Origin of the sequence: Mesorhizobium sp. M0598 (assembly GCF_040320865.1) — a bacterium.
Taxonomy (GTDB): domain Bacteria; phylum Pseudomonadota; class Alphaproteobacteria; order Rhizobiales; family Rhizobiaceae; genus Mesorhizobium.
Window position 1 is genome coordinate 24330 of the sequence record NZ_JAMYQL010000018.1, and the last position, 25884, is coordinate 50213.

General features: G+C 62.3%; 28 protein-coding genes. 7 read left to right on the top strand and 21 right to left on the bottom strand.

Going from position 1 to position 25884, the window contains the following annotated elements:
- Positions 1-145 precede the first annotated feature (145 nt).
- Complete coding sequence (gene pepN / locus NKI59_RS21265) at positions 146-2791, bottom strand: aminopeptidase N (protein ID WP_352706588.1); 2646 nt, start codon at positions 2789-2791, stop codon at positions 146-148.
- 154 nt (positions 2792-2945) lie between these two features.
- Between pepN and NKI59_RS21270 the strand changes: the two genes are divergently transcribed.
- Positions 2946-3170 carry a hypothetical protein gene (locus NKI59_RS21270; protein ID WP_352706696.1) on the top strand — a complete coding sequence of 75 codons (225 nt, stop codon included), beginning with the start codon at positions 2946-2948 and terminating at the stop codon, positions 3168-3170.
- Positions 3167-4144 (top strand): DMT family transporter, encoded by a 978-nt coding sequence (locus NKI59_RS21275; protein WP_502897459.1) that lies wholly within the window; start codon positions 3167-3169, stop codon positions 4142-4144. The genes NKI59_RS21270 and NKI59_RS21275 overlap by 4 nt, the downstream gene beginning before the upstream one ends.
- On the opposite strand, the gene NKI59_RS21280 is transcribed toward NKI59_RS21275, so the two are convergent.
- From NKI59_RS21280 to NKI59_RS21290, 3 genes are all read right to left on the bottom strand, one after another.
- On the bottom strand, positions 4145-4960 hold the full coding sequence (locus tag NKI59_RS21280; protein WP_352706590.1) for a helix-turn-helix domain-containing protein: 816 nt from the start codon (positions 4958-4960) through the stop codon (positions 4145-4147). It lies immediately after the preceding gene.
- A gap of 104 nt (positions 4961-5064) precedes the next feature.
- On the bottom strand, positions 5065-5946 hold the full coding sequence (locus NKI59_RS21285; protein WP_352706593.1) for a uracil-DNA glycosylase: 882 nt from the start codon (positions 5944-5946) through the stop codon (positions 5065-5067).
- Positions 5947-5983: 37 nt separating this feature from the next.
- Positions 5984-6628 (bottom strand): hypothetical protein, encoded by a 645-nt coding sequence (locus NKI59_RS21290; protein ID WP_023677808.1) that lies wholly within the window; start codon positions 6626-6628, stop codon positions 5984-5986.
- A 239-nt stretch (positions 6629-6867) separates the two neighbouring features.
- On the opposite strand from NKI59_RS21290, the gene NKI59_RS21295 reads away from it, so the two are divergent.
- Positions 6868-8547, top strand: a complete 1680-nt coding sequence (locus tag NKI59_RS21295; protein ID WP_352706597.1) for an electron transfer flavoprotein-ubiquinone oxidoreductase — start codon at positions 6868-6870, stop codon at positions 8545-8547.
- Positions 8548-8658: 111 nt separating this feature from the next.
- Complete coding sequence (locus tag NKI59_RS21300; protein WP_352706599.1) at positions 8659-9255, top strand: DUF922 domain-containing protein; 597 nt, start codon at positions 8659-8661, stop codon at positions 9253-9255.
- A 30-nt stretch (positions 9256-9285) separates the two neighbouring features.
- Here the strand turns inward: NKI59_RS21300 and NKI59_RS21305 are convergent, their stop codons facing one another.
- The 5 genes from NKI59_RS21305 to NKI59_RS21325 form a co-directional block, all read right to left on the bottom strand.
- Positions 9286-10323, bottom strand: a complete 1038-nt coding sequence (locus NKI59_RS21305; RefSeq protein WP_352706602.1) for an endonuclease/exonuclease/phosphatase family protein — start codon at positions 10321-10323, stop codon at positions 9286-9288.
- 80 nt (positions 10324-10403) lie between these two features.
- The gene (locus tag NKI59_RS21310) at positions 10404-11906 is read right to left on the bottom strand and encodes an AMP nucleosidase (RefSeq protein WP_352706606.1); all 1503 of its coding nucleotides are present in this window, start codon (positions 11904-11906) and stop codon (positions 10404-10406) included.
- Positions 11907-11986: 80 nt separating this feature from the next.
- Positions 11987-12181 carry a hypothetical protein gene (locus tag NKI59_RS21315; RefSeq protein ID WP_352454349.1) on the bottom strand — a complete coding sequence of 65 codons (195 nt, stop codon included), beginning with the start codon at positions 12179-12181 and terminating at the stop codon, positions 11987-11989.
- A 41-nt stretch (positions 12182-12222) separates the two neighbouring features.
- A complete protein-coding gene (locus NKI59_RS21320) occupies positions 12223-12375 on the bottom strand; it encodes a hypothetical protein (RefSeq protein ID WP_023677802.1) in 153 nt (50 codons plus the stop codon).
- 210 nt (positions 12376-12585) lie between these two features.
- Positions 12586-12930: a DUF2147 domain-containing protein gene (locus NKI59_RS21325; RefSeq protein ID WP_023677801.1), complete on the bottom strand. Its 345-nt coding sequence runs from the start codon at positions 12928-12930 to the stop codon at positions 12586-12588.
- A 458-nt stretch (positions 12931-13388) separates the two neighbouring features.
- On the opposite strand from NKI59_RS21325, the gene NKI59_RS21330 reads away from it, so the two are divergent.
- Both NKI59_RS21330 and NKI59_RS21335 read left to right on the top strand, forming a co-directional pair.
- Positions 13389-13655, top strand: a complete 267-nt coding sequence (locus tag NKI59_RS21330) for an SEL1-like repeat protein (protein WP_010915070.1) — start codon at positions 13389-13391, stop codon at positions 13653-13655.
- 379 nt (positions 13656-14034) lie between these two features.
- Positions 14035-15156, top strand: coding sequence for a branched-chain amino acid ABC transporter substrate-binding protein (locus NKI59_RS21335; protein ID WP_352706608.1), 1122 nt, complete (start codon positions 14035-14037; stop codon positions 15154-15156).
- Between the two features lie 98 nt (positions 15157-15254).
- Here the strand turns inward: NKI59_RS21335 and NKI59_RS21340 are convergent, their stop codons facing one another.
- The 11 genes from NKI59_RS21340 to NKI59_RS21390 all read right to left on the bottom strand — a co-directional run bounded on the left by NKI59_RS21340 (position 15255) and on the right by NKI59_RS21390 (position 23972).
- Positions 15255-17243, bottom strand: a complete 1989-nt coding sequence (locus tag NKI59_RS21340) for an acetyl/propionyl/methylcrotonyl-CoA carboxylase subunit alpha (RefSeq protein WP_352569847.1) — start codon at positions 17241-17243, stop codon at positions 15255-15257.
- A 111-nt stretch (positions 17244-17354) separates the two neighbouring features.
- Positions 17355-17729, bottom strand: a complete 375-nt coding sequence (locus tag NKI59_RS21345) for a hypothetical protein (RefSeq protein WP_352569846.1) — start codon at positions 17727-17729, stop codon at positions 17355-17357.
- Between the two features lie 43 nt (positions 17730-17772).
- Positions 17773-18153, bottom strand: coding sequence for a hypothetical protein (locus tag NKI59_RS21350; protein WP_245274740.1), 381 nt, complete (start codon positions 18151-18153; stop codon positions 17773-17775).
- A 29-nt stretch (positions 18154-18182) separates the two neighbouring features.
- Complete coding sequence (locus NKI59_RS21355; RefSeq protein WP_352706691.1) at positions 18183-18557, bottom strand: hypothetical protein; 375 nt, start codon at positions 18555-18557, stop codon at positions 18183-18185.
- Between the two features lie 115 nt (positions 18558-18672).
- Positions 18673-19203: an O-acetyl-ADP-ribose deacetylase gene (locus NKI59_RS21360; protein WP_352540759.1), complete on the bottom strand. Its 531-nt coding sequence runs from the start codon at positions 19201-19203 to the stop codon at positions 18673-18675.
- A gap of 1 nt (position 19204) precedes the next feature.
- Positions 19205-20812 carry a carboxyl transferase domain-containing protein gene (locus NKI59_RS21365; RefSeq protein ID WP_352706612.1) on the bottom strand — a complete coding sequence of 536 codons (1608 nt, stop codon included), beginning with the start codon at positions 20810-20812 and terminating at the stop codon, positions 19205-19207.
- Positions 20813-20816: 4 nt separating this feature from the next.
- A complete protein-coding gene (locus tag NKI59_RS21370) occupies positions 20817-21200 on the bottom strand; it encodes a type II toxin-antitoxin system VapC family toxin (RefSeq protein WP_023677795.1) in 384 nt (127 codons plus the stop codon).
- Positions 21197-21589, bottom strand: a complete 393-nt coding sequence (locus NKI59_RS21375) for an AbrB/MazE/SpoVT family DNA-binding domain-containing protein (RefSeq protein ID WP_352706615.1) — start codon at positions 21587-21589, stop codon at positions 21197-21199. Before NKI59_RS21375 ends, NKI59_RS21370 begins: the two co-directional genes overlap by 4 nt.
- An 82-nt stretch (positions 21590-21671) precedes the next feature.
- Positions 21672-22835 carry an isovaleryl-CoA dehydrogenase gene (locus NKI59_RS21380; RefSeq protein ID WP_352706617.1) on the bottom strand — a complete coding sequence of 388 codons (1164 nt, stop codon included), beginning with the start codon at positions 22833-22835 and terminating at the stop codon, positions 21672-21674.
- A 65-nt stretch (positions 22836-22900) separates the two neighbouring features.
- Positions 22901-23545, bottom strand: a complete 645-nt coding sequence (locus NKI59_RS21385) for a TetR/AcrR family transcriptional regulator (protein ID WP_352706620.1) — start codon at positions 23543-23545, stop codon at positions 22901-22903.
- Between the two features lie 148 nt (positions 23546-23693).
- Positions 23694-23972: an acylphosphatase gene (locus tag NKI59_RS21390; RefSeq protein ID WP_352706622.1), complete on the bottom strand. Its 279-nt coding sequence runs from the start codon at positions 23970-23972 to the stop codon at positions 23694-23696.
- 384 nt (positions 23973-24356) lie between these two features.
- Between NKI59_RS21390 and NKI59_RS21395 the strand changes: the two genes are divergently transcribed.
- Positions 24357-24671: a MarR family winged helix-turn-helix transcriptional regulator gene (locus NKI59_RS21395; protein ID WP_352706625.1), complete on the top strand. Its 315-nt coding sequence runs from the start codon at positions 24357-24359 to the stop codon at positions 24669-24671.
- Between the two features lie 32 nt (positions 24672-24703).
- On the opposite strand, the gene NKI59_RS21400 is transcribed toward NKI59_RS21395, so the two are convergent.
- Positions 24704-25810 carry a pyridoxal phosphate-dependent aminotransferase gene (locus NKI59_RS21400; RefSeq protein WP_352706627.1) on the bottom strand — a complete coding sequence of 369 codons (1107 nt, stop codon included), beginning with the start codon at positions 25808-25810 and terminating at the stop codon, positions 24704-24706.
- Between the last annotated feature and the right edge of the window lie 74 nt (positions 25811-25884).

Sequence of the window (25884 nt, forward strand, 5' to 3'; positions counted from 1 at the left end):
CGCCGCACTTCCGAATCGTCACTAAAGAATCAAAGGTGATTCGCCTTGTCCAGAGGCGCGGCGAAAAAAGATTAAAAATCGACTAAAATAATGGGGTTTTCGGGTGGTCTTCCCTTTTTCCCACAAGGGGAGAACGGGAGGTCGCTTACGCCAGGGTGCGCTCGACGATGTCTCGCAAATCGGCCGACAGCTTCTCGGTATTGGCGATCGAAAGCAACGCCTCCCTTGCCTTGGCCTGCCGCACCGGTTCGAGCGAGCGCCACGACCTGAGCGCCGTCGCCAGCCTGGCGGCCACCTGCGGGTTGCGTTTTTCGACCTGCAGCACCGTTTCGACGAAAAGCCGGTAGCCTTGGCCGTCGGCGCCATGGAAGCCGGTCTGGTTGGCGCTGGAAAACGTACCGATGAGTGCCCGTACCCGGTTCGGGTTGGCCATCGAGAACGCCGGGTGGCTGGTCAAGGCGCGCACCGCGTCCACGGTTTGCGGGCCGGGCACGCTGGCCTGGGTCTGGAACCATTTGTCCATGACCAGCGGATCGGTTGCATATTTCGCCTCGAAATCGGCCAGTGCCTTGGTCGCTTCAGGTGAGCCATGGTGACGGTGCGCAAGAACGGTCAACGCCGCGGCACGATCCGTCATGTTGGTCGCCGATTGGAAGTGCCCGGCAGCGAGTCCCGCACCTCCCGGCAGCAAGGAGAGATAGTCCAGCAGGACATTGCGCAGTGCACGCCGCCCGGCACTGGCCGCGTCCGGGCTGAACGGACCATTGTCGGCGAGCCGATCGTAAAGGTTGGAGAATATCTCGCGGTTGGCCTCGGCGATCGCAACCGCCAGCGCCTCGCGCGCCGCGAAAATGGCGTCGGGGTCGATGTTCTTGCCGATGTCGCGGGCGATATCGGCCTCGCCCGGCAGCGCCAGCGCCAGCGCCCGATAGGCGGGTTCGAGCGCTTCGTCGCCGGCTGTCTTGCCGGCAAGCCCGGTCAGCCGGGCGCTGAACTCGGGTTGCCTGTGGTCCAGGATCTGGCGGAAGGCTGCAATCAGCGCATCGGTCAAAAGAGTGTTGAACGACTGCCAGCGCGAGAAGGCGTCGCTGTCGTGGCCAGCCAGAAAAAACTGGTCGTCGGGCCGCTGCTCGACCGAAAGCGTCACCGGCGCCGAAAAGCCGCGGTTGAGCGACATGGCTGGACGCTCGGCAATCCCGGAAAACCTGACGACATGGCGGCGTTTGCGGATATGGATGACACCGTCCTCGACGTTCGCCCCTTCGGCGCCGCTGTGGGCTATTGCCTCGCCACCGGCGCCAACCAGGCCGAAGGCAAGCGGAATGTGCATCAGCCGCTTGCGGCTTTCCGACGGTGTTGGCGGCACCGACTGCTCGATTTCGAGCGTGAATTCCCGCGCCGCCGGATTATACGCCGAACTGACGGTCAGGTTCGGCGTACCGGCCTGATGATACCACAGCGAAAACTGCGACAGGTCGCGACCTGAGACGTCTTCGAACACTTTGATGAAGTCTTCGATCGTCGCCGCCTGGCCGTCGTGACGTTCGAAGTAGAGGTCCATGCCGGCGCGGAACGTCTCGGCGCCGAGGATGGTATGGATCATGCGCACGACTTCCGAGCCTTTTTCGTAGACCGTCGCCGTGTAGAAATTGTTGATCTCGCGGTAGCGGCGAGGCCGGACCGGATGCGCCAGCGGCCCTTGGTCCTCGGGAAACTGATGGGCGCGCAGCGTACGCACCTCGGCGATGCGCTTGACGGCGCGCGAGCGCTGATCGGCCGAGAATTCGTGGTCGCGGAAAACCGTCAGCCCTTCCTTCAGGCAAAGCTGGAACCAGTCGCGGCAAGTGATTCTGTTACCTGTCCAATTGTGGAAATACTCATGCGCGATGATGGCTTCGATATTGGCGAAATCGGCATCGGTCGCAGTTTCCTGGTCGGCAAGAACGTACTTGTCGTTGAAGATGTTGAGGCCCTTGTTCTCCATTGCGCCCATATTGAAGTCGGACACGGCGACGATGTTGAAGACATCGAGGTCGTATTCGCGGCCGAATGCCTCCTCGTCCCATTTCATTGACCGTTTCAAAGCGTCCATGGCGTAGCCGGCGAGCCTCTCCTTGCCCGGTTCGACATAGATTCCGAGCTCGACCCTGCGGCCAGACAGGGTGACAAAACTGTCCGAGATCTTGCCGAGGTCGCCCGCCACCAGCGCAAACAAATAGGACGGCTTGGGGAAGGGGTCGTGCCAGACCGCATAGTGCCAGCCGCCGGCAAGCTCGCCGCCATCGGCCGGGTTGCCGTTGGACAAAAGCAGCGGCGCCTCACGGCGCTGAGCTTCGATGCGGACCGAATAGACCGACAGGATGTCGGGACGGTCGAGGAAATAAGTGATGCGGCGAAAGCCTTCGGCCTCGCATTGTGTGCAATAGACGTCGCTCGAGCGATAGAGGCCCATTAGCGCTTCGTTCTGCGCTGGCGCCAACACGGTTTCAATTCTCAGCTGGAAGCACCTTGTCGCAGGGGGGCTGATGATTGTCAGTTGATCGGGCGTGGCGAGAAAATCCGCAGGGCTCGGTTCCTGGCCGTCGATGGCGATGCTGCGGAGCGTCAGCCCGTCGCCATCCAGCACCAGTGGCACCGACGCCGCAATCCCGTCGCGGCGTTCGACCGTCAGCACGGCGGTCACATGCGTTGCTTCAGGCGAAAGGCGGAAAGTCAGGCTGGTTTCCGGAATGAGATAATCACTGGGGCGATAGTCTTCGAGCTTGAAGACCTGGCCGGTATCTGTGCGCATTCCTTGATTTTTCCTGTCGATCCGGGAGCGGCGGGCGGGTCCGCTGGTCCAAATAATTTGAAGTCTGCGCTCTTTACACGAAACGTTCCCTCGACAAAACTGCAGCGACGTCTATTTCACGCGATCATTTCCCAAGCATCATCGCGAGGCTTCCATGACCGTCGTCACGCCGAAATTCGGAACGGGCGCCTCTGTGTTGCGTCGTGAGGATATGGCCTTCATCAAGGGCGCGCGGGAGGCGGGTACGATCGGGTCGACGCCTGCCGCGCTCAATGCGGTGACCGACGCGCTCTACCGCACCTACGGCATCAGGCATATCGACATGCCGGCAACGCCGGCGTGCATCTGGGCGGCGATCGAGGAAGCAAAAGGGGCGTGACAGCCAGACCGGATTTGCCAGTGCTTGCAGCCGGCGACCTTGCCGGCGAGCACAGCACGCTGACCGGGATCTTGCTCAAGATCGTATCGGTGGCGGTCTTCGTCGGCATGTCGTCCTGCATCAAGGCGGCAGGCACCGTGCCGGCGGGCCAGATCGTCTTCTTCCGCTCCTTCTTTGCCATTTTTCCGATCATCGCCTTCCTCGCCTTCCAGGGAAAACTCGGAACCGCCTTTTCGACAAAGCGCCCGCTCAACCACATTGCGCGCGGCGTCGTCGGTGTCTGTGCCATGGGGCTCGGCTTCTTCGCGCTGACGCGGCTGCCGCTGCCGGAGGCGATCACACTGAACTACGCGCAGCCGCTGCTGGTCGTGGTGTTCAGTTCGATCTTCCTCGGCGAAGCCATCCGCATCTATCGCTGGAGTGCGGTTGCCGTCGGCCTGGTCGGGGTGCTGATCATCTCGTGGCCGGAACTGACGCTGCTCAGTTCGGGCGCTGCCCTTGGCGATCAGGAGGTGCTTGGCGTCATCGCCGCCCTCATAGCCGCGGCGATCTCGGCCATCGCCATGCTCCTGGTTCGCAACCTCGTCCAGAGCGAGCGGACGGCGACCATCGTGCTGTGGTTTTCGGTAACCGCGAGCGTCATGGCGCTGCTTTCGTTGCCATTCGGCTGGCAGGCGCTGACGCCAGCACAGGCGGTGCTTCTGATTGCCGCGGGTTTTTGCGGCGGGCTTGGCCAGATCCTGATGACCTCGGCCTATCGCCATGCCGAGGCTTCCGTCGTAGCACCTTTCGAATACACTTCGATGATCCTCGGCGTCGTCGTCGGCTATCTGGTCTTTGGCGACGTCGCCACGATCAACATGCTGGTCGGCGGCATGATCGTGGTTGCGGCGGGGATTTTCATCATCTGGCGCGAGCGCCAGCTGGGTCTCGAACGCACCCGCACCCGCAAGGCCGTCGCGCCGGAAGGGTGATCAGCCCGCTGCATCGGTCCGCTCTTTCGCCAGCCACATCAGCACCGCCCGCGTCTGCTCGTCGGCGGGGAAAAAAGATTCGATCGCCAGCTCCGACAGCGTCACGTCGAGCGGCGTGCCGAACACGGTGATGGTGCTGATGAACGACAGCACCGCGTCGCCATGGGCAAGCTTGAGCGGATGGACAATCGCGTTCGGTTCGACCGGCGCCGGCCGGCTGCTTCTAAGGCCGGACGGATAGGCCCGAAGCTCGCGCTCGAGCTCGACCAGAACCGGATCGGCGGCAGCGTCGTTCTGCCGCTTCAGCCGCTCCAGAAGATGCGTCCGCCATTCCGCAAGGTTGACGATGCGCGGCGCGATGCCGCCGGGATGCAGGCTGAGGCGCAACACGTTGACCGGCGGCTTCAGCAGGGAGGCGTCGGCGACATTGGCGAGGAACGGGCCGATGGCGACGTTCGCCGACACCAGGTTCCAATGCCGGTCCACGGCAAGCGCCGGGAACGGCTCGTGCGCCTTGAGCACGGTCTCGACCGCCGCCATCGCCGGTGCCATCGAGGCATCGTCAAGTGGTCGTTCGCTGAAGCTCGGGGCAAAGCCGGCGGCCAGCAGCAGCTGGTTGCGCTGCCTGAGCGGGATCGAGAGCTGCTCTGCCAGATGCAACACCATATCACGCGAGGGTGCGGCGCGGCCGCTTTCCACGAAACTCAGATGCCGCTGCGAGATCTCGGCCTCCATAGCAAGGTCGAGCTGGCTCATGCGCCGGCGTGTACGCCATTCGCGAATGAGACTGCCGGCGGAAATCTGGGCTGCTGTCATCACGAGATGACTAGGCCGGAAGTGGGCGCATTTCAATTACCTGCTAGGTCATGATGCCGCCTTCCTTCCTCGCAAGGGGAGGACGGAAGACGCGTTCTGCACCGTTACCCAAGTGCCCGCAACTTCGCCATCACTTCGAGGAAATCCCGCCACGCCAGCTTCTTGTGCGCCGGCGTTCTCAACAAATAGGCCGGATGCAGGGTCGGCATGGCGGGAATGGCGACGCCAGACGGGGTCATGTGGACGCGCCAGTTGCCGCGCAGCCGCAATATGCCTTCGGAGGTGTTGAGCAGGGTCTTTGCCGACGGGCCGCCGAGATTGACCAGCACCTTCGGATTGACCAGTTCGATCTGCCGCTCGATGAACGGCCGGCAGATCTCGGTCTCGTGCGGCGTCGGCGTGCGGTTGCCCGGCGGCCGCCAGGGAATCACGTTGGCGATGTAGGCAGATGTCCGGTCAAGACCGATCGCGGCCAGCATGCGGTCGAGCAGCCGGCCCGAGCGGCCGACGAACGGCAAGCCCTCTATGTCCTCGTCGCGGCCCGGTGCTTCGCCGACCAGCATCACCGCGGCAGTCGGATTGCCGTCGGCGAACACCAGGTTCTTGGCGGTGAATTTAAGATTGCAGCCGTTGAATGCCGCCATGTGCTGGCGAAGCTCGTCGAGGCTTGCCGCCGATCTCGCCAGTTGCCGCGCCAATGCCGCCTGCGCCTCGTCGGGCACCGTTGACATGGCCGCGGACGTTCGCACTGCCGGTGCCGTATTCGGTCTCTCGCCCATTTCGGCGCGCGACACGCTCGTCGAGCGATGAGGCGATGCATTTTCACCGGCCGGCAGAGCGGCCGCCGCAGGCACCCGCTCGGGCGGCCTGGCTTCTGCAAACCTGTTTACCGGCTGTTCTTCAAGTGCCTCGTCGACGCCGGCGCTGGCGTAGAAGGCCAGCAGCTCGGCGAGATCGGCTCGGCTAGTGTGGGGGGCGGCAGTCATGGTTTCACATTCGGCCGCGGAGCTTGAATTTGCAAGTTCAGCTCGACGGTATGCGTGGATCCTGCACCAGATAGAACGTCCAGCGCGGCGTGTAGTCGGTGATCAGGAAATAGAAGCTGGCGGTCTTCAGCGGGTCGATCTTGCCGTTCTTGAACAGCAGGCGGTCATACGGTTCGAAATTGCGGTCGAAATCGGCGTAGCTGCTCGACCAGATATTTTCGGGCGTTTTGTTGCGCTGGTCGAACGACAGGCCGTCGCCGAACACGCTCGGCTGGTCGAGGATCTCCTGGAGTTCGAACTGGAACTCGACCCAGGCTTGGCCGCTATTGTTGAGCACGTCGATGCGCATATACATCAGACCATTGGCGAAGTCTCCCGCCTTGCCGAACGGCTGGATCGGCCTTGTCGTGCGAATAGCCAGCGTTACCGGCGTCGCTGAATTCAGCTCTTCGGTGATGACCAGCGGATCCTCCTTCGTGCCGATGCCGGAAGCCCCGGTGATGCGGAAACCGCCGCGCTCGTCGGAAAAGGAATAGGCGCCGGTCGCCCAGACCAGTTGCTGCTCGGCACGGGCATCGAGGGCCGTCAGTGGCAGAAGCGCCAAGAGCGCCGCACGGCAAAACCGGCCGGGCGTGAAAAAAAAGCGCGTCGATGAAAAGCCAGCCGGCCCGAATATGCGCATGGCGGGAAGTATGGCCGATAAGCAAGCCGTCGAACAATTAAAAACATCAGTGCGACATATCTGTGCAAACCGAATAGGATTGAAGATTGATGCTCGTCACCGCGAATCTGTGCGGCAGGACGCGACTTTTTGACGAAATCGGTATTGTCACGTCCGCGCCGGTTTCCCGTCGCTATTTGATGCGCTATGCAGCGCGTGAGCCAGCAAGATGCCGGGAATAGCGAGCCAGTGAGGGATCGATGAGCGATATCGAACGCGAAAGCATGGAATTCGACGTGGTCATCGTCGGCGCCGGCCCGGCCGGCCTCGCCGCCGCGATCCGTCTCAAGCAGGTCAATCCCGAGCTTTCCGTCGTCGTGCTGGAAAAGGGCGGCGAAGTCGGCGCGCACATCCTGTCCGGCGCCGTCGTCGATCCGATCGGCATCGACCGGCTGCTGCCCGGCTGGCGCGAAGAGGAGGGTCATCCCTTCAGGACACCGGTCACCGACGACCATTTCCTGGTTCTCGGCCCCGCCGGTTCGTTCCGTCTGCCCAATATCCTGATGCCGCCGCTGATGAACAATCACGGCAACTACATCGTCTCGCTCGGCAATGTCTGCCGCTGGCTGGCGACCAAGGCCGAGGCGCTGGGCGTCGAGATCTATCCGGGCTTTGCTGCGGTCGGCCTGCTCTACAACGGGGCCGGTGCGGTCACCGGCGTCGTCACCGGCGACATGGGGGTCGAGAAGGACGGCACGCACGGTCCGGGCTTTGCGCCGGGCATGGCGCTGATGGGCAAATATGTCTTGATCGGCGAGGGCGCGCGCGGCTCGCTGGCCAAGCAACTGATCGCCAAACACCACCTTTCCGACGGTCGTGAGCCTGGAAAATACGGCATCGGCCTCAAGGAACTCTGGCAGATCAAACCGGAAAACCACCGGCCGGGCCTTGTCCAGCATTCCTTCGGCTGGCCGCTCGATTTGAAGACCGGCGGCGGCTCCTTCCTCTACCATCTCGAGGACAACCAGGTGGCAGTCGGCTTCGTCGTTCACCTGAACTACAAGAACCCCTATCTGTCGCCCTTTGACGAGTTCCAGCGCTTCAAGACCCATCCGGCGATCCGCGGCACCTTCGAGGGTGCCAAGCGGCTGGGCTATGGTGCCCGCGCCATCACCGAAGGCGGCTGGCAGTCGGTGCCGAAACTGTCCTTCCCCGGCGGTGCGCTGATCGGCTGCGCGGCCGGCTTCGTCAACGTGCCGCGCATCAAGGGCTCGCACAATGCCGTGCTCTCCGGAATGCTGGCGGCCGAGCATGTCTGTGATGCGATAGCCGCCGGCCGCACCAATGACGAGCTGGCCTCCTACGAGGCCACCTGGCGCGCCACCGATATCGGCAAGGACCTGAAGAAAGTGCGCAACGTCAAGCCGCTATGGTCGCGCTTCGGCACCATTGTCGGCGTCGGCCTTGGCGGCCTCGACATGTGGCTGAACACGCTGTTCGGCTTCTCGCCCTTCGGCACGATGAAGCACGGCAGGGCCGACTATGCCACGCTGGAACCGGCCGCCGCGCACCAGAAGATCGCCTACCCGAAGCCGGACGGGGTGCTGACCTTCGACCGGCTGTCGTCGGTGTTCCTGTCCAACACCAACCACGAGGAGAACGAGCCGGTGCATCTGCTCGTCGCCGACATGGACCTGCAGAAGCGCTCTGAGCATGACGTCTATGCGGGACCCTCGACGCGTTACTGCCCGGCCAGCGTCTACGAATGGGTCGACAAGGATGGCAATGCCGCCGCCGATCCTGCGGCCAAGGATGTGCGCTTCGTCATCAACGCGCAGAACTGCGTGCACTGCAAGACTTGCGATATCAAGGACCCGAACCAGAACATAAATTGGGTGCCGCCACAGGGCGGCGAGGGCCCGGTCTACCAGAACATGTAAGTCACAAGGTTTGCTCCGGACTAAACAAGATGAGGAGCAGCGCAACCGTAGGATTGTTGAATAAACCGCCTGCCTGTGTTTCCTTTCTGCGGCGACAGGGAGGAAGGAAAAATGCGCCTGGCAGTTCTGACGAGCGTTGTGGCGATCGGGGCATTGTGCGCCCCTGCAGCCTTGGCCGGCACTAAGGTGCTGGTCAAGACACGAACTTACAGCATTGCCGGAACCACCGGCGCGGCCCTGATCGAGGCCATGGATCGCAGTGGGCCGAAGCACGGCTTCATGACCCACGCCATCGCGCAGACCGGCTACAGCGTCGATGATTGGACCTTCGACGCCCATCGGGAAAACGGCGTCTGCCGCCTGCGCCAGGCCAACGGGACGCTCAATCTCTTCTATACCTATCCCAAACTAGTCTCAGCCACGTCGCCTGCGCTGCAGAAGCGCTGGAAGCGGTTCTTCGCTGGCGTCCGCGCCCATGAAGAGACCCATGGCCGCATCGCCAGACAGATGATGCGGGCCACCGAAAAGTCGCTTCGAGGGCTGACAGTCGGTGATGACCCGCACTGTTTCGATGCACGTCGCGAGGCAAAGCGCCGGATCAATGCCATCTATGCCGAATACGAGGCAAAGCAGATCGCCTTCGATGCGCACGAGCATCGCGACGGCGGCCCTGTCGAGCACCTCATCCGCGCTTTTGTGGGCCAGTAATAAGCCAGGTCGAGATTGGACTGCGGATTTTCAGCTTCGCGTCCCGCCAGGCAGCGCCGCAAGCGCGGTCGCCGTCTGGTGCTCGTCGAGCGGCTTTTGTTCATCCGACCGTAGCGAAAACTCCACCAGCATCGGCAGATGGTCTGAGCCGGTGTCCTCAAGGGTCGACGCCGAACGGATAACGATGGCGCCCTTGCTGAAAACCTGGTCGATCGGCAGTCCGGCGAAGCGCAGGAAATCCGGCAGCCTTCTGTAGAGCCAGGTCGGCCCGACCGACGGCATTACAGTCAGCTTGCCAAGCGATGCGACGCGCCGGACGGCGGCGCTCCATGGCGCTGCGTTGCAGTCGCCTGCCAGGATTGACGTCTCGCCAAGCGAGGCGATTTCGCCAGACAACCCTCCAATCTGCCGTGATTGGTTGTACGGCCATGGCCAGGTGAGGTGGATGGCGGCGACATCGACGTCGGTTCCGCCGAAATCGACCGTGGCGATCGCCATCGCGCCGCGGCTGTCGCAGTGCGGCTCCGTGCCTATGGCAAACGGTCGTCTGGACAGCAGCGCAACGCCGAACACGCCATTGGGATATGGGCAGAGGATCCGGTGGGGATAGGCGCCGGATAGCAGCCCAAGCTTTGCCTTCCACATCTCGGACACCTCGTCGAGGGTGATCACATCAGGCTGGGTCCGGCCGATCAGCGACAGCACCTGCTCAGGCGTTGGATTGTTGAACCTGAGGTTCATCTGCAGCAGGCGGTAGACTGGCTCGTCACCGGGTTTGGCTTCGTAGGCGGCCTGCACCTGCCATAGCCGCGAAAGCGGCAAGGCATTCGACGTGGTGACAAAGGAGGCTATCGCAAACAGCAATGCGGACGCGGCCTGCAGGCGAAACGAGGTGGCGAGCAGCGGCAGCGCGCAAAGCGCCATCAGCACCGAAAAATGGACGCGGAAATGAGCAAAGGAATCGAGGGCCGGATGCAGCGATCCGAAGAACCCGGCCACCAGCGCGGCCGAGAGTGCAAGCATTGCGACGAATGCCAGCGCAACCGTCATGTCCCGAACACGTGCCATCGCCTTGTCTATCGGCAGAAGTGCGGCTCAATCAAGATGACGAAATGTCCTGACCTGGACAGACACATGCGATTCGGCATTTACTGGAAGGCAGTTTCCGAAAAGCTCCTGAGTTTGCGCGAATGCAGTCGGTCCATCGGCATTTCAGCCAGCTTCTCCATCGCCCTGATGCCGATGGTCAGGTGCTGCGCTACTTGCCGCTTGTAGAACTCGGTCGCCATGCCCGGCAACTTTAATTCGCCATGCAGCGGCTTGTCGGATACGCAAAGCAGCGTGCCATAGGGCACCCGGAAGCGGAAGCCGTTGGCGGCGATCGTCGCCGATTCCATGTCGAGCGCGATCGCCCGTGACTGCGACAGCCGCTGGACCGGCCCGCGCTGGTCGCGCAGCTCCCAATTGCGGTTGTCGATAGTGGCGACGGTGCCAGTGCGCATGATGCGCTTGAGATCATATCCGGAAAGCCCGGTGATCTCGGCGACCGCTTCCTGCAGAGCCACCTGGATTTCGGCTAGCGGCGGGATCGGCACCCAGACCGGAAGATCGTCGTCGAGGACATGGTCTTCTCGTACATAGGCATGGGCCAGCACATAATCCCCGAGCGCCTGCGTGTTGCGCAGGCCGGCGCAATGGCCGAGCATCACCCAGGCATGCGGCCGGAGCACCGCAATATGGTCAGTGATCGTCTTGGCGTTGGAAGGCCCAACGCCGATATTGACCATGGTGATGCCACCATGATTCGGCTTCTTCAGATGATAGGCCGGCATCTGCGGCAGGCGAGGGGGCGCAGCACCCTCACCGGGCGCACCGTCCCCTGCTTTGGTCACGATGTTGCCCGGCTCGACGAACTCGACATATCCGCCACCGCCATTGGCCATCAATTCGCGTGCACGGGCGACGAATTCGTCGATGTAGAACTGGTAGTTGGTGAACAGCACGAAGTTCTGGAAATGCTGGGGACTGGTCGCCGTATAATGCGACATCCGGTGCAGCGAATAGTCGATCCGTTGCGCGGTGAACGGCGCCAGCGGCCGTGCCTCGCCCAATGCCACTTCGAACGTGCCGTTGGCGATCTGGTCGTCGGTGCCGTCGAGATCCGGCACGTCGAACAGGTCACGGATCGGCCGTTTGATGCGCTCGGCAGCAGTGCCGTCGACATGCGTGCCTTCGAGGAAGGCGAAATGCAGCGGGATGGGAGTGGTCGATTCCGAAACCGTGACGGGAACGCCGTGGTTGCGCATGATCAGCCGAAGCTGTTCGGTGAGGTAGCTTTCGAAAAGAGCAGGCTGGGTGACGGTGGTTGAGAAATGCCCCGGCGTCGGCATGTGGCCATAGGCCTGCCGCGAGTCGATTTGCGTGAAGGAACTCGTGGTGACGCCGATCTCCGGATAGAAAGCCCGGTAGCGTTTGTTGTTGTCGCCGCCCGCGGCGAGCGCGGCAAATGAATCGCGCAGGAACTTGGTGTTGCGGTCGTAAAGCACCTGTAGGGCCGCGACGGCCTTCTTGGCGTCGTTGAAGCTCTGCCGGCCAAACGGCTCCGGCGTGACCACCGATTCAATGGCTTGGGGATAGATTCGCTTTTCCATGACCCAATATAGAGAGTTGGACGCGCGGTTGGGAGGGGGTAAGGCGGCCTCAATACGCGCTGGCGGCGTTTTTCGGTCTGCTAACCGCGCTGCAGGCTAACCAGCAGCACAAAGCCGAGGCCTGACTTCCTCAACGCAGGCGCCTCGATCGTCGAGCCGGCGTTGGTGCGCATTGTCGGCACGGCCAGTACCGGTACCGAAAGAACAGTCAGGATGAGCGCCGCGCGCGGCAGCAGCCGAAGCGTCTTGAGGGTGTTGGCGGCGAGGCGGTTCATTGGCGTTTTGCTTTTCTCTAAAGGTTCAGCTCTTTGTCGTTTCAGTGGTGAAGATGGTTCAAGCAACCGAGTCGGCAGGAACTGGCGACGTCCCAGGAGCGGGACGGCCGGCCGGCTTCGGCGACAAGGACGGCGAACAACATGCCGAACAGGCTCATCAGCAGGCAGACGATGGTGAAGCGGCGGGCAAGCATTGCGCGGTGTCTCCTTCAACACGCATGACAATGCCTTGCCCCGGCTGAACCGGCTCTGATCCCGGCGTTCATCTGCGGTTCAAAAATGGTTGATGATCTCTGAGAGGGTCCGCTTTGAGTGCAGCGACCCATGGCGACGCCATGGCTGCGAGACCGATAACATGAAAACGGGGCCGATTGGCCCCGCTCACCCCGGCAGGAAGGGCACGATCAGAGCTTGTGCCAGGTCTGGCTCTTGCAGATCAGCCCGCCGAGCACGCAGCCGCTCATCTTGAGCGAACTGCCGGAAAGCGAAGCCTTGCCCGAATAGGTCTTGTCGGTTTCCGGGTCGGTTATGGTGCCGGCATATTTGTTGTCGCCGGCAACCTTCAGTGAACCGATGTTCTTGCCGGCAAATTTGCCGGATTTGAGCGTAATCGAAAATGCCCCGCCGCCACCCGAAATGGCGGCAGTCGATCCGGCTTGCGTTTTCCAATTGCCTTCGATCGGATCGGCCCACGCCGCGCCGGTCATCATTATTGCGGCCGCGAGGGCCAGGCTCACTTGCCGAAACATGTCTTTCCTCCCTCAGGTAAGTCCAATCGGGCTCCGTCCCGGGTGTCTGCCCCTTACGCAAACGTAAGCTAGTCCAGCTCCCGGAAAAACAAAAGCGGTGCCGCGACGGAAGGGTGCGGGTTTTTGCCCGCTCCCGAACGGCCGCGCCGGCGAAAAATGAAACGGGCCGCACACGTCTTTGTCTTCTGTGGTTAGCGGAGTCTTGATCCGCGCCTCGCAAGTTTTCTTCAAATCTTGTGCAAACCGGCGCGATTGCTGGCTTTGTATCCTTAACGAATTTTCGCGTTTACCTCTTGTTTTAGCTTTGTTTTCCTCAAATTAAGCACGCCATTTAACGACGGATTCAAGCCTCCGGGGCATTCTCGAAAGCATCGAAAGAGCGGCCGCCCCCGACGGTAATCAAGGACACCGAGGGACAGACGGAGACAGCTCTCGGGAGCCAGAACAGGGGATTTGAAATGGCACGTTTTGAAATGCTTGAAGCCGGCTTCGGCGCCATGGGGGCAACTGCCCAGGCCGATATTCTTTTCGAGTTGGGCATGATGTATGCGACTGGCCGCGATTGCGAGACCGATGTCGTCGCCGCCCACAAATGGTTCAACATCGCCGCGATCAAGGGTTCGGCCCGCGCCGCGGAACTGCGCTCCGAATTGTCTGCCGCCATGTCGAAGGTCGAGATCGCCAAGGCGCTGCGCGAAGCTCGCGAATGGATGACGATGCACTGAATTCGCCGGCATCGACTTCACAAGGGTACTGACCTCACAACAGGGACGCTTCGGGTCAAGGCCGCGCAGAGGGCCGGGCTCGAAAAATCAAGGCCGCGCAAGACGGCTGAGCCAACAAGATCAAGAACACGGCGGCAAGCTGTGCAATAGGCAGGGAAGGCGAGCGGGTCCTGGCGCCGATGCGTTGGGAAGCTCATGGCAAAAGCCGCGACCGGCCGGAACAAGGCTGGCGCGGCTTTGTCTTTGGGACTGCGTGTTGCAGGCCCAATCGAGTGCCGACGATGCGTCTAGACAGCCCCGGTGAAGGATGAAATTCTCCCGCCACTCTGGAAGAGGCGCGGCCGGGATGGTCGCGCGAGAATGGAGGAGTTGTGTCACCATGAAGAAATTCAGTATTTTGAGCGCCGCCATATTTGGCCTGATGATGACCGCGCCGGTCGCCTTCGCCGACGACATCACCTTTTCGGTGGTCGGACCGATGACCGGTCAGCTTGCCACCATCGGCGATCAGTTTAAGCAAGGCGCGCAAGCCGCCGCCGACGCGATCAACGCGGCGGGCGGCGTCGACGGCCGCCAGATCAAGCTCGACGTCGAGGATGACCAGTGCGATCCGAAGCAGGCGGTTTCGGTCGCCAACCGCATCATCGCCAACGGTGTCAAGTTCATCGATGGCCACGCCTGCTCGGGCTCCAGCATCCCGGCCTCCGCTGTCTACGCCGAAGCCGGTGCGCTGATGATGAGTCCGGCTTCCTCGAACCCGGTGTTGACCGACGCAGCGGCGAAAGCCGGCTGGCCGACGATCATGCGCCTCTATACGCGCGACGATGCGCAGGGCGCTTTCATCGGTCCCTGGATCGCCAAGAAATATGCCGGCAAGAACGTCGTCATCATGCACGACAAGAGCGCCTATGGGCAGGGCGTGGCCGATGCCGTCAAGGCAACGATGAACCAGAACGGTCTCAAAGAGATCCTCTACGAGGGCATCAACGCCGGCGAGAAGGACTATTCCGCTCTTGTTACCAAGCTCAAGGAGCTGAAAGCCGACGTCGTCTATTTCGGCGGCTATCACCCCGAAGCCGGCCTGATCCTGCGCCAGTCGGCGGAGCAGAACCTCAAGTTCCAGTTGATCATGCCGGACTCGATCGCTTCGCCGGAATTCTGGCAGGTTGCCGGTCCGGCCGGCGAAGGCACCATGTTCGTCTTCCCGTCGGATCCGCAGGCGAAGCCCGAAGCCAAGGAAGCCATCGCCAAGATCAAGGCCGGCGGCTTCGTGCCGGAGGGCTTCACGCTGTTTTCCTATGCGGTGATCCAGGCCTTCGCCGAAGGCATCAAACGCGCCAGCAGCGACGATCCGGCAAAAGTCGCCGAAGCGTTGAAGAACGGCCAGCCGATCAGCACGGTTGTCGGGTCAGTCACCTTCGACGAGAAGGGCGACCTCAAAAACGCCAGCTACGACATCAACCAGTGGCACGACGGCAAATACGCGCCGATCCAGCCGTGATGGCCGCGGCGCCGCAAGACGCGCTGCTGTAATTGAACATGGCCGGGGTCAAACCCGGCCATGTTGTTTTTGGCGACGCCTTTGTGCCGCGTTCGAGATCACTTCGTGGATAGGGAAACAGCAGTCAACTGAGGTTCCTCGGCAAAGCGAACCAGCACGGTGCCGTCGGTTACCTGCGCGCCTTCGGCAGCAATCTCGGCGATAACCCCGTCATGGGGCGCGGCAATGGTGTGCTCCATCTTCATCGCCTCCAGGATCAGCAGCGGCTGGCCCTTGATCACGGACTCGCCTCTGGCTGCACGCACCAATTTGACCAGGCCGGGCATTGGCGCGCGCAGGCTGCCGGAAGCGGCGGCGGCTTCGTCGGCTCGGGCCAGCGGATCCGGCACAGCAAAACCGTAGCCGATTGCACCATCGAAGACCGTGACGTGGCCCGGCCAGCGGGCGAGGCGAGGCGCCGCGCGGAGATCACGCGAATTGGCGCTGTCATAGGGCGCATCCAGCGCCACCTCGAACCGCCCGTCCGGCCGCACCGACACGCGCGCGCCGATCTCCTGCTCGCCAAACTTCAGCAGCATGCGCCGCACTACAGCGTGGAAATGCGCATAGCCGGCCAGCGACAACCAGGGATCGTCCGAGGACGGCAAGTCGCGCGCACCGGACGCGGCAAGTGCCGCGGCGGCAATCGTCTCACCGCCCGGCGGCGGAACCGCCGTCAACGCCTGCTGATGCCTAGCGATCAGGCCGGTATCGACATCGCCCGCCGCAAAATCCGCATCAGCGACCAGCGCGGCAAGAAAGCCAGTGTTGACCGTTGAGCCGGCGATTTCGGTCTGCGACAGCGCTGCGCCAAGCGCTGTGAGCGCTGCCCGTCTGTCCTTGCCGTGGATGATCAGCTTGGCGATCATCGGGTCGTAAAACGGCGAAATCGCATCGCCGGCGCGCACACCGGTTTCGATGCGCATGGTCGCACCCTCCGGTGCCGGCTGCGGAAATTTCAAATGGTGCAAGGTGCCGGTCGCCGGCAAAAACCCTCTTGCCGCGTCCTCGGCATAGATACGCGCCTCGAAGGCGTGGCCGGAGAGCGCGATCTCGCTCTGCGTCTTCGGCAGTTTTTCGCCGGAGGCTACCCGCAACTGCCACTCGACCAGGTCGATGCCGGTGACCATTTCGGTGACGGGGTGCTCGACCTGCAGGCGGGTGTTCATTTCCATGAACCAGAAACGGTCGGCCTTCAGACCTTGCGAGGCATCGACGATGAACTCGATGGTACCGGCGCCGGAATAGTGGATTGCCTTGGCGGCTTTCACCGCCGCCTCGGTCATCGCCTTGCGCAGTGCCGGCGTCATGCCCGGGGCAGGCGCCTCCTCGATCACCTTCTGGTGGCGGCGCTGTGCCGAGCAGTCACGTTCGTGAAGATGCACGGCGTTGCCGAAATTGTCACCAAACACCTGCACTTCGATGTGGCGAGGCTTGTCGACATATTTTTCCACCAAGACGCGGTCGTCACCGAACGCGGCTTTCGCCTCGCGCCGAGCGCCCGACAGTGCTTCCGAAAAATCATCGGGATGCTCGACGCGCCGCATGCCTTTGCCGCCGCCGCCGGCGCGCGCCTTGATCAGTACGGGGTAGCCTATCTCGCGCGCCTTGGAGGCGAGCAACACGATCTCCTGCGCTTCGCCATGGTAGCCCGGAACGACAGGCACGCCGGCCTTTTCCATCAGCCGCTTGGCCGCGTCCTTCAGTCCCATGGCGCGGATCGAGGCCGCCGACGGGCCAATGAAGATCAGCCCCGCCGCGACCACCTGATCGACGAAATCAGGGTTTTCCGAAAGAAAGCCGTAGCCCGGATGGATGGCCTCGGCACCTTTGGCCAAGGCCGCCGCAATGATCTTGTCGCCGCGCAGATAGCTTTCGTTGGCGGGAGAGGCGCCGATATGCACCGCTTCGTCGGCCATTTCGACATGCAAGGCGCGATCGTCGGCGTCGGAATAGACGGCGACGCTGCGCACACCCATCCTGCGTGCCGTGCGGATCACCCGGCAGGCGATCTCGCCACGGTTGGCGATCAGGATCTTGGCGAACATCGGGCCTCCACAGGCAGAGCTGCCGCCAACGGCGCGAATTCTCGTCACGCGAACTGCGGCAATGCCCTGCTTTGTAGTCTGGCGGTCAAAGGGTAGGCAAGCGAGGCCTGCCTACTTTGAGGCCGCCATTTCGCAAGCTCCCCCGGTCGTGACCCTGTAACGGTCGCGGGTGACCTGGCAGGATTTCATCGCCATATCCTCGGCAGCTTTTTGCGAGGGCGCATTCAAGCGCGAGCCGCACAGGATGTACAACGAACGCACCCGGGAATACGGAGTGGTCGCATAAGCTGAATGGCCGCTGGCCGCCACATAGGCCTTATATGCCTTGGTGCATGGCCGATCCGCGGTCGCCGGAAAATACGGGTAGAAGCGGACGTCGCCCTTGCTTCCAGCCAGCGATTCCGCCGCGCCGACATTGGGGCTCGAGATTAGAAGCAACCCGGTTATCAGCGAGAAGACTGCTTGTTTGACGCTTATAGATTTCATTTTTCCCACCCATTGAATACGTCGAAGGCCGACGAGTGTCGGTCTATTTGGAGGCAGCTATGGCGCAGGCCCCTGCAGTCGTGACCTTGTACTTGCTGCGCGCGGACTGGCAGGATTTCAACGCCAGCGCCTCCGCAGCCTTCTGGGATGTTGCATTCAGATAAGCACCGCAAATAGTGAATTCGGTTGCCCAGTTGAATGGCGTCATCGCATAGGCCGAGTGACCGCCAGCCGCCACATAGTCCTTGTAATTCTTGCCGCAGCCTCCGATTGTACCCGGTGCAAAATAGACCGGAAAGCGGCTGTCGCCCTTGCTTCCCGCCAGCGATTCGGCGGCGCCGACATTCGGTGCAGAGGCCACAAGCAGTGCAAGTACCGACATGGTTGCTCGCTTGATTGATAAAGATTTCATTGCCAAACCCATTTGAACCCCAAACACTGAAATATATTCGCCTACTTGGAGGCAGCGATTTCGCAGCCGCCGCCTGTTGTAACTCTGTAACTGTTGCGGGCGGCCTGACAGGATTTCAACGCGAATTCTTCGGCAGCTTGCTGTGACGGTGCATTCAAGCGCGAGCCGCAGATGATGTACAGAAAACGCACCCGGGAATACGGAGTGGTTGCATAGGCTGAATGGCCGCCGGCCGCTACATAGGCCTTGTAGGCCCTGGTACACGGATCCTTCGGGCTCTGCGGCAAATAGGGATAGAAACGGGTCTCGCCCTTGCTTCCCGCCAGCGACTCCGCTGCACAGATGCCAGGCATTGCTAATATAAGCAATCCCGCAAGTATATGCACAGTTGTTCTCTGAAAAACCCGCCGCCTCATCTTCGCCCAATCCCCATTGGTATTTGCGATGATCAATAGCCGTGATTCTTTCGTCTGGCCAGATCGAGAAGCAAAAAATAGTCTGGAGATGTGGTGGGTTGTCTCCCGCGCAGGGTCACACCCTGCCGAGTGCAGCGACGACCCGCTGATACAATTCGGCCGTCGGCTCGTCGAAGCAGCAGAAAATGACGGTTTCCGGAACGATGTTCTGGCCGATGAAGGCGCTCACGGTCCCGACAGCAATTTGCGTCGCCTGATCTTTCGGATAGCGGTAGGCCCCGGTCGAGATCGCAGGAAACGCCACCGTCCGGCAGTCCTTTGCGGCGGCGATTTCGAGCGACCGGCGATAGCAGGAGGCGAGCAGTTCGGCTTCTCCTTTGCTGCCACCTTGCCAGACCGGCCCGACCGTATGTATGACGTAGCGCGCGGGCAGCCTGTAGCCCTTGGTGATTTTTGCGTCTCCGACCTTGCAGCCATGCAAGGTCCGGCATTCTGCCACAAGCTCGGGGCCGGCCGCGCGGTGGATAGCGCCGTCGACGCCGCCGCCTCCGAGAAGAGAGGTATTGGCGGCGTTGACGATGGCATCGACCGCCAGCTTCGTGATGTCGCCGGTTTGAATGCGAATCCTCTGGCCGATTTCGCTCATCTCACATCCTGAACACGCCGAATTTTGTCTCCTCGATCTCGGCGTTGAGCGCGGCCGAAAGGCTGAGCGCCAGCACCTCGCGGGTCTTGGCCGGGTCGATGATGCCGTCGTCCCAGAGCCTTGCCGACGAATAGAGCGGGTGTCCCTCCTGCTCGTACTTCATCAGGATCGGCTTCTTGAATTTCGCTTCCTCCTCAGCGCTCCATTCCCCGCCCTTGCGCTCGATGCCTTCGCGCTTGACCACGGCCAGCACCGTTGCCGCCTGCTCGCCGCCCATCACCGAAATGCGGGCATTCGGCCACATCCACAGGAAGCGTGGCGAATAGGCGCGTCCGCACATGCCGTAATTGCCGGCACCGAACGAGCCGCCGATGATCACGGTCACCTTCGGCACCTTGGCCGTTGCGACCGCCATGACCAGCTTGGCGCCGTCCTTGGCGATGCCGCCGGCCTCGTATTTTCGCCCGACCATGAAGCCGGTGATGTTCTGCAGGAAAATCAGCGGGATCTTGCGCTGGCAGCACAGCTCTATGAAGTGCGCGCCCTTCAGCGCGCTTTCCGAAAACAGCACGCCATTGTTGGCGACGATGCCGACCGGCATGCCGCTGAGATGGGCGAAACCGGTGACCAGCGTGGTGCCATAATTCTGCTTGAACTCATCGAACTCGGAACCGTCGACGGTGCGGGCGATTACCTCGCGCACGTCGTAGGGCTGGCGCAGATCCGTCGGCACGATGCCGTAGAGTTCATGTGGATCGTGAAGCGGCGGAATCGATTTCTGTAAGGCAAGGCTTACAGTCTTGTTCCGATTCAGGTTTTTGACGATACGCCGGCATATGGCCAGCGCATGCTCGTCGTCGAGCGCATAGTGGTCGGCAACGCCGGAAAGCCTTGTGTGCACGTCGGCGCCACCGAGGTCCTCGGCGGTGACGTCCTCGCCGGTGGCCGCCTTCACCAGCGGCGGCCCGCCGAGAAAGATGGTCGCCTGGTTGCGCACCATGATTGTCTCGTCCGACATCGCAGGCACATAGGCGCCGCCGGCCGTGCACGAACCCATGACGCAGGCGATCTGCGGAATGCCGGCGGCCGACATGTTGGCCTGGTTGTAGAAGATGCGGCCGAAATGATCGCGGTCGGGAAACACCTCGTCCTGGTTGGGCAGATTGGCGCCGCCGCTGTCGACCAGATAGACGCAAGGCAGATTGTTCTGCAATGCGATCTCCTGTGCACGCAGATGCTTCTTCACCGTCAGTGGATAATAGGTGCCGCCCTTCACCGTGGCGTCATTGACGACGACCATCACTTCGGTGCCTTCGACGCGGCCGATGCCGGCGATGAGGCCGGCCGAAGGGATGTCCTCGCCATACATCGACCATGCCGCGAACTGGCCGATTTCGAGGAAGGGCGAGCCTGTATCGAGCAATTGGGCTAGGCGTTGCCGCGGCAGGAGCTTGCCGCGGGAGACGTGCCGCTCACGCGCCTCTTCCGAGCCACCGCGCTCGATGGCGGCGGCTTTTTCAGCAATATCGGCGACCAGCGCCCGCATGCGCTCGGCATTGGCGCGGAAGGCATCGGAGGCGGACGACATCTGAGAGGTGAGGGCGGCCATGGCGCTACCGGATCAGCTCGATCTTGCAGCCGACATCGAGGTCGCCCCAATCGCGATCAGCGGTGACGGCAATGGCATTCTCGCGAATTGCCAGCGCCAGGCAAGCCCGATCGCCCAGCGACAAGCCGCGATGCCGCGTCAATTGGCGAAGCTGCCCAGCGGCGATGCCCATCGCGTCGTCGAAAACGGCGATCGGCATGCCGAGACTGGCGAGGTCGTCCGCGGCCTGTTCCATGCTGCGTCCCTTGTCGATCAGCTTGGCGATGATTTCGGCCGCATTGACTGAACTGCATTGTGCGTCCGGCGCGAACCCCAAAGCATTGTCGGTGCCTTGCTCGTTGAGCAGGATTGCGAGCGCCGCCGAACTGTCCATGACGTAGGGCTTCATTTCGTCCGCTTTCCCGTTGTCCCTTCGGCGTGAAGCCGGTCGAGACGCTTGTCACTTCGACGCTGCTCTTCCCGTCGCTCTTTCAGAAATTCGTCGACGACGCTTTCACCGGGCTGTTTCAACGCTGACAATTCGGCCTGGACGCGTCGCAGATTCTGCAGCCACGATCTTACCCGCAGCTCGCCGTTTTCGACATGCAGGATCATGTCCTCGCCAGGCTTCACGCCCATCTCCTCGCGCATCGCGGCAGGAATGACGAAGCGCCCGCCCTCGCCAAGCTTGACACGCTCGCGTTTCGCCGGAGCACGAAGCTGTGGTTGGCGAGCGCCGACATCGAACCGTGCCTGCGGATCTTCGTCAAATCCGGACTTTCCCGTTTTGCCAGCCATGGTCCGTCTCGCCTGTGTTGTGGCACATATTCCGAAGTGTGCCACATCGTGCGGCTTCTGGCAAAATCTCAAAAAGACGCCATCAGGCGCCCTCCACCATGATTTCCCGCCCGATCAGCCAGCGACGGATTTCGCTGGTGCCGGCGCCGATCTCGTAGAGCTTGGCGTCGCGCAAAAGCCGGCCGGTCGGGTAGTCGTTGATGTAGCCGTTGCCGCCCAAAAGCTGGATGGCGTCGAGCGCCATCAGCGTTGCCTTTTCGGCGGCGAAGAGAATACAGCCGGCAGCATCCTTGCGGGCCGTCTCACCGCGATCGCAAGCGGCGGCCACGGCATAGACGTAGGCGCGCGCCGCGCTCATCGTCGCATACATGTCGGCTAGCTTGCCTTGCACCAGCTGGAACTCGCCGATCGGCTGGCCGAACTGCCTGCGTTCGTGCACGTAAGGGATCGCCATGTCGAGGCACGCAGCCATCAGCCCGATCGGGCCGCCGGCCAGTACGGCGCGTTCGTAGTCGAGGCCCGACATCAGCACCTCGACGCCGCGCCCTTCCTCGTGCAGCACATTGTCGAACGGCACTTCGACATCCTCGAACACCAGCTCGCCGGTGTTCGAGCCGCGCATGCCAAGCTTGTCGAGCTTTTGCGCCACGGAAAAACCGGCAAAAGCCTTTTCGACGATAAAAGCGGTGATGCCGCGCGAATTGAGTTCCGGATCGGTCTTGGCGTAGACGACCAGCGTCTCGGCATCCGGCCCGTTGGTGATCCACATTTTGGTGCCGTTGAGCACATAGCGGTCGTTGCGCTTTTCGGCGCGCAGGCGGAGCGACACCACATCGGAGCCGGCACCCGATTCCGACATCGCCAGTGCGCCGACCTTTTCGCCGCTGCAGAGCGAAGGCAGATATTTTTCCTTCTGCGCCTGCGTCGCCCAGCTGTTGATCTGGTTGACGCAGAGGTTGGAATGGGCGCCGTAGGAGAGGCCGACCGAGGCCGAGGCGCGCGAAATCTCCTCCATCGCCACGACATGGGCGAGGTAGCCCATGCCGCTGCCGCCGAAATCGGGATCGGCGGTGATGCCGAGCAGGCCGAGCCCGCCGAGCTCCGCCCACAGATGTGCCGGGAATTCGTTCGAGCGGTCGATCTCGGCGGCGATCGGTGCGATCTTTTCCTGGGCGAAGCGCCGCACCAGGTCGCGCAGCGCCTCGATGTCTTCGTCAAGCCCGAAGTTGAGCGTATGCGTGTACATGCCGTTCCTCCCGGCGCACGATCCCGAAATCGGGATCATGCGCGAAATCAAGTTGCTAGAGCGTCCTATGCGCGCCCGAATAGAGGCGCAGCGTCGTAGCTCGTTGACGCGCCATCGCTCTTCGCTCCAACAAGGCGCATTGTCATTGCTAGATATGTAGCGGTGACTTCGGCGATCGACAGCCGTTCGCCCGGCCGGAACCAGACGATGACGCCGGTCATCATCTGGATCAGCGCCATGGCGGTGAGCCCGGTGTCTTCGATGCTGAATAACCCCGCTTCGACGCCGTCGCGCAGGATGGCGCGCAGCTCCTTCTCGTAGGCCGTGCGCATGCGCAGGATCTGCGTGAGTTTTTCATGCGACAGGCTGCGCAGCTCCATGTTCGAGACATGGGTGGAGTGGCGGCGTTCGATATGGAAAGCGATGTGGTTTTCGACATAAGCGGCAAGCCGCGTTGCCGGATCGGCGCCGACCGGGCGTGTTGCCCGCCACGCCTCGATCAAGCCTTCCATATGCTCACTCATCAGCATGAACAGAAGGTCCTGCTTGGTCGGGAAGTAGCGGTACAGCGCCGCTGCCTGGACGCCGACCTCGGCCGCCAGCTGGCGCATCGACATCGCCTCGTAGCCGAGACGCGCAATCAGGCTGACCGCCGCCTCGCGGACCGCAGCTTCGGTCTTCTCTCCGTCGGAACCGGTCGTACGCGCCATGACAAGCCGCCTTTTCGCGGACAATAAAACAAACGTTCAATTAATTCAAGGACCGAGGCATGTCCGGGCAGGGCAATGGTTTCAGGTTTTCTCTATCTGCACCCTGGAGATTTGTGCGATGGAAGCGAATGAGCAGGATCATGCCTTGCTAGGCAACAATCCTGAAACCCGCGGACATGTTGCCTGACTCGATCTCCTCGACATCGACCTTCGAAACTGCTGCCCCTGGCGGTCCTTGCCAAAGCCGTTCGATCATTGTCGAGACCGCCGCACCGGTCCCTGCGATCAAGGCTGTCACCGAGCCGTCAACTTCGTTGCGCACCCACCCGGCAAGGCCAAGCGCCGACGCCTCGCGCCGCGCCCAGACCCGGTAGCTGACGCCTTGCACCTTGCCGTATATGCATACCTGCACCGTACGATCGGTCATCGCGCTCTCCATCCTTTAAGTCGAGTCTGGCGCATCGCCGTGCAAATTCAACCGCGCAACGTGCATCGAAGGTCTCTCTCCGGTCGCTATCCGCCAGCTTCACGTGCGAGATAGGCGGCGTCTCCATTAATGATTGACTAAGTCAAATAATAGGTGATCATGGCCCTGACGGAGCGGTCCGTCCGAAGGAGGTCGACATGCCGGCCGATCGGAATGCCCTTGTCGCAGAGATACGTGGCTTCAATCGCTTCTACACGCGCCTGATCGGGCTGCTCGACCTGACCTTGACGCACAGCGCCTATACGCTGGGCGAGGCGCGGCTGCTGTTCGAATTGGGCGGCCGATCCCGCGCTGTCGCCAATAGCGGCGGTGAGGCAGGGTTTCTTGCAACGGGCGTTCCACCTCGATCTCCGGCCGGCGGCCTCCGAAATCGCTGCCGAACTCCGGCTCGATCCGGCCTATGTCTCACGCGTCCTGAGGAGGTTCGCCGCCGCTGGCCTGACCGAGACACGCTCTGACCCAGCCGATCAGCGCAGACGTATCCTGTCGCTGACCGCTCGCGGAAGTGCTGAGCTCGCCTGGCTTCAGGCTGCGGCGGATCGCGACCTCGCCCGGCTGACGGCCGGCCTCGCCGATGACGCGGCTGCCGAATTATCGGACGCCTTGAAGCGCGTCATGCGCGTGCTCGGAGAGAAATAGCGGGCAGCACTGGAATCCCGGCGTTGCGCTCTTCAGTTCCCCCGCGCTGCCGCCAGTGCGCCAGGCAGTTCCTCGGCAAAGATGTCGAGCTCGTGGTCGAGGCCGACACTGACCCGGATGCAGCGGTCGAGAACCGGCACCATCGGCTTGCGGATGAAGACGTCGCGTGACAACAGCGCCTGCAGCACTTTTAGTGCGAAAGCGCCGTCGCGGCCGCAGTCGATGGTGACGAAATTGGTCGCCGAAGCCAGCGGCTTCAGCCCGTTCGCTTCGGCTATTGCGGCGATACGCCGGCGGCCGGCGGCGACCCGCGCCACCACGCTATCCAGCCAGGCCTGATCGGCAAGCGCCTCGACACCGGCGATCTGCGCCATGCGGCTGACGCCATAGTGGTTGCGGATCTTCTCGAAGTCCCGAATCACTTGGGCCTCGGCCACCGCATAGCCGCAGCGTATGCCGGCCAGCCCATAGGCCTTGGAAAAGGTGCGCACGCGGATGACGTTCGGCCGCGCCACATCGATCGGCGGCAGCGCTGAGGCTGGCCCTAATTCGCCATAGGCTTCGTCGAGCACCAGCATTGTGGTCTCCGGCAAGGCTTCGATGAAGCGGCTGAGCTCGGCGGCTTCCCACCAGCTGCCCATCGGATTGTCCGGATTGGACAGGTAGACCAGTGGCGCCTTTTCCCTGGCCACTGCCGCCAGCAGGCCGTCGAGGTTTTCCCGATCGTTCTCGTAGGGCACTGCGACCAGCCGGCCGCCGACGCCGGCAACATGAAAGTTGAAGGTCGGATAGGCGCCGAGCGAGGTCACCACCGCATCGCCCGGCGCCACATACATGCGCGCAACCAGGCTGAGCAGCCCGTCTATGCCTTCGCCGACGACGACGTTTTCGGCGCCGACACCGAGATGCCGGGCCACGGCTACCTTCAAATCGTGATTGTCAGGGTCGCAGTACATCCACATGTCGCCGGCAATCTCGGCCATACGGGCAATGACGCGTGGGGAAGGGCCAAAGCTGCTCTCATTGGCGCCGATGCGGGCGCGAAAGGCGCGACCGCGATCACGCTCCTGCGCCTCCGGGCCGACAAACGGTACCGTGGAGGGAAGCGCGTCGATGAGCGGCGTAAGGGGAGGGCGCATGGCAAAGGCTCGTTCGAAAAGGGGCCTTCTTGCTAGCCTGCTGGCTTGGCCTGCGCAAGTTCCGCGGCAGGCGG

What these genes read in the sequence shown, in the direction of transcription:
- NKI59_RS21375 (WP_352706615.1), bottom strand. Translation starts at nt 21,589, where the DNA reads ATGGCTGGCAAAACGGGAAAGTCCGGATTTGACGAAGATCCGCAGGCA.
- NKI59_RS21320 (WP_023677802.1), bottom strand. Translation starts at nt 12,375, where the DNA reads ATGCTTGCCCGCCGCTTCACCATCGTCTGCCTGCTGATGAGCCTGTTC.
- NKI59_RS21310 (WP_352706606.1), bottom strand. Translation starts at nt 11,906, where the DNA reads ATGGAAAAGCGAATCTATCCCCAAGCCATTGAATCGGTGGTCACGCCG.
- NKI59_RS21390 (WP_352706622.1), bottom strand. Translation starts at nt 23,972, where the DNA reads ATGACCGATCGTACGGTGCAGGTATGCATATACGGCAAGGTGCAAGGC.
- NKI59_RS21290 (WP_023677808.1), bottom strand. Translation starts at nt 6,628, where the DNA reads ATGCGCATATTCGGGCCGGCTGGCTTTTCATCGACGCGCTTTTTTTTC.
- pepN (WP_352706588.1), bottom strand. Translation starts at nt 2,791, where the DNA reads ATGCGCACAGATACCGGCCAGGTCTTCAAGCTCGAAGACTATCGCCCC.
- NKI59_RS21400 (WP_352706627.1), bottom strand. Translation starts at nt 25,810, where the DNA reads ATGCGCCCTCCCCTTACGCCGCTCATCGACGCGCTTCCCTCCACGGTA.
- NKI59_RS21370 (WP_023677795.1), bottom strand. Translation starts at nt 21,200, where the DNA reads ATGAAGCCCTACGTCATGGACAGTTCGGCGGCGCTCGCAATCCTGCTC.
- NKI59_RS21330 (WP_010915070.1), top strand. Translation starts at nt 13,389, where the DNA reads ATGGCACGTTTTGAAATGCTTGAAGCCGGCTTCGGCGCCATGGGGGCA.
- NKI59_RS21355 (WP_352706691.1), bottom strand. Translation starts at nt 18,557, where the DNA reads ATGAGGCGGCGGGTTTTTCAGAGAACAACTGTGCATATACTTGCGGGA.
- NKI59_RS21345 (WP_352569846.1), bottom strand. Translation starts at nt 17,729, where the DNA reads ATGAAATCTATAAGCGTCAAACAAGCAGTCTTCTCGCTGATAACCGGG.
- NKI59_RS21325 (WP_023677801.1), bottom strand. Translation starts at nt 12,930, where the DNA reads ATGTTTCGGCAAGTGAGCCTGGCCCTCGCGGCCGCAATAATGATGACC.
- NKI59_RS21340 (WP_352569847.1), bottom strand. Translation starts at nt 17,243, where the DNA reads ATGTTCGCCAAGATCCTGATCGCCAACCGTGGCGAGATCGCCTGCCGG.
- NKI59_RS21280 (WP_352706590.1), bottom strand. Translation starts at nt 4,960, where the DNA reads ATGACAGCAGCCCAGATTTCCGCCGGCAGTCTCATTCGCGAATGGCGT.
- NKI59_RS21315 (WP_352454349.1), bottom strand. Translation starts at nt 12,181, where the DNA reads ATGAACCGCCTCGCCGCCAACACCCTCAAGACGCTTCGGCTGCTGCCG.
- NKI59_RS21365 (WP_352706612.1), bottom strand. Translation starts at nt 20,812, where the DNA reads ATGGCCGCCCTCACCTCTCAGATGTCGTCCGCCTCCGATGCCTTCCGC.
- NKI59_RS21380 (WP_352706617.1), bottom strand. Translation starts at nt 22,835, where the DNA reads ATGTACACGCATACGCTCAACTTCGGGCTTGACGAAGACATCGAGGCG.
- NKI59_RS21360 (WP_352540759.1), bottom strand. Translation starts at nt 19,203, where the DNA reads ATGAGCGAAATCGGCCAGAGGATTCGCATTCAAACCGGCGACATCACG.
- NKI59_RS21270 (WP_352706696.1), top strand. Translation starts at nt 2,946, where the DNA reads ATGACCGTCGTCACGCCGAAATTCGGAACGGGCGCCTCTGTGTTGCGT.
- NKI59_RS21300 (WP_352706599.1), top strand. Translation starts at nt 8,659, where the DNA reads ATGCGCCTGGCAGTTCTGACGAGCGTTGTGGCGATCGGGGCATTGTGC.
- NKI59_RS21295 (WP_352706597.1), top strand. Translation starts at nt 6,868, where the DNA reads ATGAGCGATATCGAACGCGAAAGCATGGAATTCGACGTGGTCATCGTC.
- NKI59_RS21350 (WP_245274740.1), bottom strand. Translation starts at nt 18,153, where the DNA reads ATGGGTTTGGCAATGAAATCTTTATCAATCAAGCGAGCAACCATGTCG.
- NKI59_RS21285 (WP_352706593.1), bottom strand. Translation starts at nt 5,946, where the DNA reads ATGACTGCCGCCCCCCACACTAGCCGAGCCGATCTCGCCGAGCTGCTG.
- NKI59_RS21305 (WP_352706602.1), bottom strand. Translation starts at nt 10,323, where the DNA reads ATGGCACGTGTTCGGGACATGACGGTTGCGCTGGCATTCGTCGCAATG.
- NKI59_RS21385 (WP_352706620.1), bottom strand. Translation starts at nt 23,545, where the DNA reads ATGGCGCGTACGACCGGTTCCGACGGAGAGAAGACCGAAGCTGCGGTC.
- NKI59_RS21335 (WP_352706608.1), top strand. Translation starts at nt 14,035, where the DNA reads ATGAAGAAATTCAGTATTTTGAGCGCCGCCATATTTGGCCTGATGATG.